General features: G+C 66.2%; 7 protein-coding genes. 1 reads left to right on the top strand and 6 read right to left on the bottom strand.

Going from position 1 to position 6,548, the window contains the following annotated elements; translation table 11 throughout:
* Window positions 1-230 precede the first annotated feature (230 nt).
* The 5 genes from ASD67_RS02960 to ASD67_RS02940 all read right to left on the bottom strand — a co-directional run bounded on the left by ASD67_RS02960 (window position 231) and on the right by ASD67_RS02940 (window position 4,223).
* Window positions 231-551, bottom strand: coding sequence for a DMT family transporter (locus ASD67_RS02960; RefSeq protein ID WP_056343139.1), 321 nt, complete (start codon window positions 549-551; stop codon window positions 231-233).
* Window positions 552-697: 146 nt separating this feature from the next.
* A complete protein-coding gene (locus ASD67_RS02955; protein WP_056343135.1) occupies window positions 698-1,297 on the bottom strand; it encodes an ABC-type transport auxiliary lipoprotein family protein in 600 nt (199 codons plus the stop codon).
* Between the two features lie 11 nt (window positions 1,298-1,308).
* Window positions 1,309-2,250, bottom strand: coding sequence for an MlaD family protein (locus ASD67_RS02950; RefSeq protein WP_056343132.1), 942 nt, complete (start codon window positions 2,248-2,250; stop codon window positions 1,309-1,311).
* A gap of 9 nt (window positions 2,251-2,259) precedes the next feature.
* Window positions 2,260-3,117, bottom strand: coding sequence for an ABC transporter ATP-binding protein (locus tag ASD67_RS02945; protein WP_056343129.1), 858 nt, complete (start codon window positions 3,115-3,117; stop codon window positions 2,260-2,262).
* The gene (locus tag ASD67_RS02940) at window positions 3,117-4,223 is read right to left on the bottom strand and encodes an ABC transporter permease (protein WP_056343126.1); all 1,107 of its coding nucleotides are present in this window, start codon (window positions 4,221-4,223) and stop codon (window positions 3,117-3,119) included. The genes ASD67_RS02945 and ASD67_RS02940 overlap by 1 nt, the downstream gene beginning before the upstream one ends.
* A 111-nt stretch (window positions 4,224-4,334) precedes the next feature.
* Here ASD67_RS02940 and ASD67_RS02935 point away from each other — a divergent pair, with 111 nt between their 5' ends.
* On the top strand, window positions 4,335-5,057 hold the full coding sequence (locus ASD67_RS02935; RefSeq protein ID WP_235535544.1) for an HAD family hydrolase: 723 nt from the start codon (window positions 4,335-4,337) through the stop codon (window positions 5,055-5,057).
* A 107-nt stretch (window positions 5,058-5,164) separates the two neighbouring features.
* Here the strand turns inward: ASD67_RS02935 and ASD67_RS02930 are convergent, their stop codons facing one another.
* A complete protein-coding gene (locus ASD67_RS02930; protein WP_056343124.1) occupies window positions 5,165-6,490 on the bottom strand; it encodes a cystathionine gamma-synthase family protein in 1,326 nt (441 codons plus the stop codon).
* Window positions 6,491-6,548 lie beyond the last annotated feature (58 nt).

Below are 6,548 nucleotides of genomic sequence, written 5' to 3'. Positions count from 1 at the left end.
GCGCAGCCGGGATTGTCGCGCGATACCACCGAGCAGGCGAGCAAGAGTTTGATGGGGTGACGGCTGTTTTGGGGTGGGAAGCGGACGTCTCCATCATCGTCATCCCGGGCTTGACCCGGAACCCGCCTTCCTTCTTTCGGTGCCGGATCAAAGACAAGGCAGGCCCCGGGTCAAGCCCNNNGGGGTGACGGGCAATGGAACGTCGCCTCCCGCCAGAAAATTGAAACGCGTCAGCTCGCCGCAAAAAGCTTCGTTCCGGCGACGCCGATCACGATCAGCGCCATGAAGCCGATCTGTACCGCGCTGATGCGTTCGTCGAACAATATGATGCCGCCGATGATCACCCCGACCGCGCCGAGGCCGGTCCAGATCGCATAAGCGGTGCCCGCCGAAATGTCGCGCATCGCAAAGGCGAGCAGCGCCATGTTGAGGAAGCTCAGCGAGACGGGCACGGCCGAAGCCTGCCATGTTCCGAGCGTCGCGGCCCATTTCAGGCTGAGCGCCCAGCAAATTTCGGTAAAGACGGCGATAGCCAGGATGAACCATCCCATGGCGGATTCCTTTCGAGTGCGGGCTCGAAAGAAAAGGTGCTGGCCGGAAACCCGTAAGAGGCCGCACGCGTCGACGAATGATCGTCGTGGCGGGGCCCATTAGGATGGCGGCGGCGAAATGGCAAGCCGCGTGGTGCGGAGCGGGTTCAGCCCCCCAGCCACCCTGCGACATCGACCGCGACCTTGTTCGCCGCCCTCTGCAGCGCTTCGCCCACCGGCTTCGCTTCGACCACGCCGCCCAGGCTTTCGCGCGCCTCGAAGCGGCGTTGGGTCACGCTCTTGCCGCCGGCGGCGACGAGCATCGCCTGATAGACCACCACCGCCTCGCCGGTGCGGGCGTCGACGCCGAATTCCATCAGCTGGCCGGCAAGCTGTTCGCCCGGCGCCGTCAGATATTGGCCTTCGTCGAGCACGACGCGGCCCGAGCGCGCGGCGACGGTTTCGCTGATCAGGCGCTGGAACAAGCGCTGCGGCGCCTCGACCCATTGCGCATCCTTGACATAGGCGACGCTGGCGCCGTCCTGCTGCACCGGGATGCGCTGGGTGCGCAGTTTCTGCGGCGCGGTGGGGATAAGGATCGTCAGCGTCGCGGCCTCGCCTGCCGTGCGCGCGGCGCCCGCGGGCGGGGCGGCATCGGCGTCGAGGGTCAGCAGGAAGGGCGGCGGCTTGGCGCCGAAGCTGACGCAGGCGGACAGCGTCGCCGCACCGAGGATGAGCAGCAAGGGCGTGCGGAGACGGCGGGTCATGCGGAAAATCCTCATTGCTTGTAATCGGGCAGCTTGCTGCCGCTGATGACGGCGCCGGCGCCCTGTTGGTCGAGCTTGTCGGTCAGGCTGGACAGCGAGGTCGACGTGCGGCGCAGGTCGCGGATCAGGGCGTTCGCCTCGGGGATCGTCGTTTCGCTGAAGGTCTTGAGGCCGGGCCGCGCGTCGGCGATCGCGCCTTCGAGCGTCTTCATCGAGGTGTTGGCGGCCTTCAGCGTGTCGGCGAGATTTTTCATCGCAGGATCGACATTGCGGTCGATCGTGCCCTGTGCCGACGCGGCGAGATTGCCGATCTGTTCGGCGGCGACCCCGGTCTGCTGGATCGCGATGCGCGTGTCGGCGAGCGCGCGTTCGATCGCCGGACCGTTGCGTGCGAGGATCGCGGTCGATTGCTCGACATTGGCGAGGATGCCGGCGAAGCTTTCCTGATTGCGGTCGTCGGCAAGCTCGGCGAGGCGTTCGGTGAGCGTCGACAGGCGCTGGAGCAATTGCGGTGCGGTATTGAGCAGTTCGCCAAGGCCGCCGACGCGATTGGGGATGACGGGCTTGCCATCGGGCCCCTTGTCGGTGATCGGCGGCGCGCCCTTGACCCCGCCGGCGAGCGAAATCTGCGACACGCCGGTGAAGCCGACGCCTTCCAGTGCCGCGGTGGTACCCTGTACGATCGGGACGCCCTCGTTCACCTCGATGCGGACGCGGACGAATTGCGGGTCGTCGGGAAGCAGCGCGATCCGGGTGACCTGGCCGACCGGGACGCCCGAATATTGCACCTGAGCGCCCTTGTTCAGCCCATCGACCGACTGCTTGAAATAAATGTCATATTCGCGCTTGTCGCCGCCACTGTCGTTGGCGAGCCAGACGACGAAAAACGCGAGCGCCGCGGTAAAGAGAAGGACGAAGGCGCCGACGAGGACGTTGTTCGAGCGAGTTTCCATCAGCTGTTCCTATCGCCGCTGCGCGGTTTGGTTCCCGCTTGCCGCAGCCCGGCCGCGCGGTCCGTTGAAATAATCCTGTATCCATGGATGCTCGGTGGCAAGCAGTTCCGGGATGGTGCCGATCGCGATCACCTTCTTCTCGGCGAGCACCGCGACGCGGTCGCAGGTCGCATAGAGCGAGTCGAGATCGTGGGTGATCAGGAAAACGGTGAGTCCCATCGTGTCGGCAAGCTCGCGGATCAACTCGTCGAACTTGGCGGCGCCGATCGGGTCGAGGCCGGCGGTCGGCTCGTCGAGGAAGAGCAGCGCAGGGTCGAGCGCCAGCGCGCGGGCGAGGCCGGCGCGCTTGACCATGCCGCCGGAAAGCTCGGCGGGATATTTGGGGCCCGCGTCGGGGGGCAGGCCGACCATCGCGACCTTGTAGGCGGCGATCTCGTCGAGCAGTTTCTGGTCGAGGCGCGGATAATATTCGCGCAGGGGGACCTGGATATTTTCGGCGACGCTGAGCGTCGAGAATAGCGCCCCGCCCTGGAACATCACGCCCCAGCGGCGGCGCAGGTCGCGCGATTCCTCTTCGTCGGCGATGGTGTCGAGCGACTTGCCATAGACCTCGATCTCGCCGGCGTCGGGGGTCTGCAGTCCGATGATCGAACGCATCAGCACCGACTTGCCGGTGCCCGAGCCGCCGACCACGCCGAGGATCTCGCCCGACCGGACGTCGAGGTCGAGATGGTCGTGGATCACCGCGTCGCCGAACTTGTTGACCAGCCCGCGCACGCAGATCGCGCGGTCGAACTGTTCGGGGCGCACCGCGTCGGCGGCGGCGATTTCCTCGCGGACTTGCTGTTCCTCGGCTTCGTCGGCCATCAGTTCCATCCGATCGACGAGAAGAAGACCGCGAAAAAGGCGTCGAGCACGATGACGAGGAAGATCGCGGCGACGACCGCGGAGGTGGTGCGCTGGCCGACCTCCTCGGCATTCTGGCGCACCTGCATGCCCTCGTAACAGCCGGTGACGCCGATCAGCACCCCGAACACCGGCGCCTTGATCAGCATCGCCCAGAAATCGGTCATCGGGATGATGTCGCGGAGCAGCTGAATGTAAGTGAGCGGCGGGATTTCGAGCCCGATCCAGCAAAAGACGCCGCCGCCGATGATCGCGCAGATGCTGGCATAGAAGCCGAGCAGCGGCATCAATATCGTCGCGGCGGCGACGCGCGGCAGCACGATCGCCTCCATCGGCGAGACGCCGATCGTGCGCATCGCGTCGATTTCCTCGGTCAGCTTCATCGTACCGATCTGCGCCGCGAAGGCGCTGCCCGAGCGGCCGGCGACCATGATCGCGGTCATCAACAGGCCGAGTTCGCGGATCGAGGCGCGGCCGACGAGGTTGATCGTGAACACCTCCAGCCCGAACTGGCGGAGCTGCACCGCGCCCTGCTGCGCGATGACGATGCCGATCAGGAAGGTCATCAGCCCGATGATGGGGAGGGCGTCGACGCCGACGGTCTGGAACCGCGTGACGATGGCGTTCCAGCGCAGGCGGCGGCGCGCCCGGATCTGGGTGCCGAGCGCCATGATCATCGCGCCGAAGAAGCCGATGATGCCGAGCAGTTCGCGCCATATCGCGCTGCTGGCGACGCCGAGCTGTTCGAGCATGCGGATCAACGGCGGACGGCGGTCGCGATGAACGCGATATTCGCTCTTGTCGCTGGCCAGCGCTTCGAGCAGCCGCTGCGCTTCCTCGCTGGCGCCGGTGACCGTCGCGCCATGGTCGCGCACGGTGCGGGTGACGATCCACGCGCCGACCGTGTCGATGCGTTCGATCGCGGAGAGGTCGAGCGAGGCGATCGGGCCGAGCGCATCGAGCCGCGCGGGCAGGTCGCCGAGCCGCGCGAGCGTCAGCCGCCCGGTGAAGCGGACCGCGACGCCGTCGGCGCCGTCGCTTTGTTCGAAGTCCGCCCTGGCCACCATCGTGCGACGACATTGTATTATTTGGCGAATAACGGCAAGCCATTCCACGGGTCGGCTCGTCGCGATTGGGCGGCCTTGGCCGCCGCGCCGCCGCGCGCTAAGGCGTTGCCCATGGATGATAATATCGTCGTGTCCGAACCAGCGCCCGCGCACCGCATCGCGATGTACGATATGGACCGCACGATCACGCGTGCGGGAACCTACAGCGGTTTCCTGATGCATGTGGTGCGCCGCCGCCAGCAATGGCGGATGTTGCTGACCCCGCTCGTCGGGCTGGCGGGCCTCGCCTATTCGCTGCGACTGATCGACCGGTCGCGGCTGAAGGCGATCAATCTGCGGTTGCTGGTGGGGCCGCGTTTCCGCCGCGACGAGATCGCGCCGCTCGCCGAAAGCTATGCCGACAAGGTGGTCGCGCGCGGATTGCACGGCGCGGCGCTCGCGCAGTTGGAGGCCGATCGTGCGGCGGGGTACCGCGTGCTGCTCGCGACCGCATCCTTCCATCTTTATGTCGATGCGATCGCGAAGCGGCTGGGGATCGCCGACGTCCTCGCGACCCGCCTCGACGAGCCCGACGGGGCGGATCATGTCCACGCCCGGCTTGCGGGTGACAATTGTTATGGCGAGGCGAAGTTCGCGCGCATTTCGGACTGGATGGCGGCGAACGCGATCACGCGCGATGCCGCGCATATCCGTGCCTATTCGGACCATGTGTCCGACCATCCGATGCTGCGCTTCGCCGACGAGGCGGTGGCGACGACGCCATCACGCGGCCTGAAGAAGCTGGCACCGACGATGGGGTGGTCGGTCGTCGACTGGCGGGGGAAGCGGCGGTAACTCTCCCCTCCCGTTTACGGGAGGGGTCGGGGGAGGGCGTGTCTATTCAAGGCTGCCCCGTCCGACAGGCCCTCCCCTAGCCCCTCCCGCAAGCGGGAGGGGGATTCTTAAACAGCGTCCAAGGCCTGCGCGAAGTCGGCGATCAGGTCATCGGCATCCTCGATGCCGATCGAGATGCGCACCAGATTGTCGGTGATGCCGAGCGCCTTCTTGCGCGCATCCGGCACCGACAAATGCGTCATCGCGGCGGGGTGGCTCGCGAGGGTTTCGGTGCCGCCGAGGCTGACCGCGAGCTTGGCGATCTTGAGCGCGTCGAGGAAGCGGAAGCTTTCCTCCTCGCCGCCCTTGATGAACAGCGAGAAGGTCGAACCGGCGCCGGTGCAATGGCGGTCGAAGATGTCCTTCTGCGATCCCTCGGGCAGGAAGCCCAGATAGCCGAGTCCGTCGACCTTCGGATGATCGCGGAGGAACGCGCAAACCTTTTCGGCGTTTTCGCCGGCGCGGCTCATGCGCAATTCGATCGTTTCGAGGCTGCGCAGCAGCATCCACGCGGTGTTGGGGTCGCAGATCGTGCCGATGGTGTTGCGCATCATGCGGATCGGGCCGAGCCAGTGCTTCGAGCCGACGACGCCGCCCGCGACGAGGTCGCTGTGGCCGCCTGCATATTTCGTCAGGCTGTAGAGGGTGATGTCGGCGCCATGCGCGAGCGGTTTCGACCAGAGCGGGCCGAGGAAGGTATTGTCGATCGCGATCGGCGGGCGGGCGCCTTCGGCGAAGGCCGCATCGGTCGCGGCGCGCATCGCCTGGACGTCGACGAGCGCATTGGTCGGGTTCGCCGGGCTTTCGAGATAGACCATCGCGACCTTGCCGCCCTGCGCCTCGGCCATCTCCTTGGCGCGGATCAGGATCGCGTCCATCTCGGCGCGCGAGGCTTCGGCGGGGAAATCGACGTACGTCGCACCGAAGCGCGACAGGATGCGGCCGATCAGCGTTTCGGTCGCAGCATAAAGCGGGCCCGAATGGACGATGACGTCGTTCATGCTGACATGCGCGAGCAGCAGGGTGGCGATCGCCGACATGCCCGACGAGAAGACGAGCGCATCCTCGGCCTTTTCCCAAACACCGAGGCGCGCTTCGAGGATTTCCTGGTTCGGGCCGTTGAAGCGCGAATAGACGAGGCCGTCGGCGCCGCCGGGACGCTTGCCGGTGATCCCCTCGAAATGGCGCTTGCCCGCTGCAGCGCTTTCGAAGGCGAAGGTCGAGGTCAGGAAGATCGGTGGCTTCAGCGAGCCTTCGGACAGCGTCGGATCATAGCCATAGCCCATCATCAGCGTGGTCGGTGACAGCTCGCGGCCGCCGATTTCGGTGACGTCCTTCTTGGGTGCGCGGCGCGGCGTGGTGCCGGTGAGGTCGGCGTTGTCGATGGGGGGCATAAGAAAGACTCCTGCGCAATATAGTTTCAAATGCCACTAACGCGCTTTTGACCGCCGG

Origin of the sequence: Sphingopyxis sp. Root1497 (assembly GCF_001427085.1) — a bacterium.
In the GTDB taxonomy this organism is placed as follows: Bacteria; Pseudomonadota; Alphaproteobacteria; order Sphingomonadales; family Sphingomonadaceae; genus Sphingopyxis.
The sequence above is the reverse complement of the archived record's forward strand: the minus strand, read 5'-3'. Positions and strand labels throughout refer to the sequence as shown.